Genomic DNA, 1,078 nt, shown 5'->3' with positions numbered 1-1,078 from the left:
GTTCGTTATTTCAGAACTAACACAGTGGACGCGAGCAACTGAGGACAAGCCCTCGGCCTATTAGTACCAGTCAGCTTCACCCGTTACCGGGCTTCCACATCTGGCCTATCAACCCAGTCGTCTACTGGGAGCCTTACCCTCTCAAGGAGGTGGGAATACTCATCTTGAAGCAGGCTTCCCGCTTAGATGCTTTCAGCGGTTATCCCTCCCGAACGTAGCCAACCAGCCATGCCCTTGGCAGGACAACTGGCACACCAGAGGTTCGTCCGTCCCGGTCCTCTCGTACTAGGGACAGCCCTTCTCAATATTCCTACGCGCACAGCGGATAGGGACCGAACTGTCTCACGACGTTCTAAACCCAGCTCGCGTACCGCTTTAATGGGCGAACAGCCCAACCCTTGGGACCGACTCCAGCCCCAGGATGCGACGAGCCGACATCGAGGTGCCAAACCATCCCGTCGATATGGACTCTTGGGGAAGATCAGCCTGTTATCCCCGGGGTACCTTTTATCCGTTGAGCGACGGCGCTTCCACAAGCCACCGCCGGATCACTAGTCCCGACTTTCGTCCCTGCTCGACCCGTCGGTCTCACAGTCAAGCTCCCTTGTGCACTTACACTCAACACCTGATTGCCAACCAGGCTGAGGGAACCTTTGGGCGCCTCCGTTACCCTTTGGGAGGCAACCGCCCCAGTTAAACTACCCATCAGACACTGTCCCTGATCCGGATCACGGACCGAGGTTAGACATCCAGCACGACCAGAGTGGTATTTCAACGGCGACTCCACCATGACTGGCGTCACGGCTTCAAAGTCTCCCACCTATCCTACACAAGCCGAACCGAACACCAATATCAAACTGTAGTAAAGGTCCCGGGGTCTTTCCGTCCTGCTGCGCGAAACGAGCATCTTTACTCGTAGTGCAATTTCACCGGGCCTATGGTTGAGACAGTCGAGAAGTCGTTACGCCATTCGTGCAGGTCGGAACTTACCCGACAAGGAATTTCGCTACCTTAGGATGGTTATAGTTACCACCGCCGTTTACTGGCGCTTAAGTTCTCAGCTTCGCAACCCCGAAAG

The 1,078-nt window shown here is 55.6% G+C and carries 1 rRNA gene; it reads right to left on the bottom strand.

Annotated features, from left to right (window positions below):
* Positions 1–40: 40 nt before the first annotated feature.
* Positions 41–1,078, bottom strand: a 23S ribosomal RNA gene (locus tag AB0O21_RS40460); the annotation flags it as partial.

Source organism: Streptomyces sp. NPDC091371 (assembly GCF_040684275.1).
Classification (GTDB): domain Bacteria; phylum Actinomycetota; class Actinomycetes; order Streptomycetales; family Streptomycetaceae; genus Streptomyces.
The sequence above is the reverse complement of the archived record's forward strand: the minus strand, read 5'-3'. Positions and strand labels throughout refer to the sequence as shown.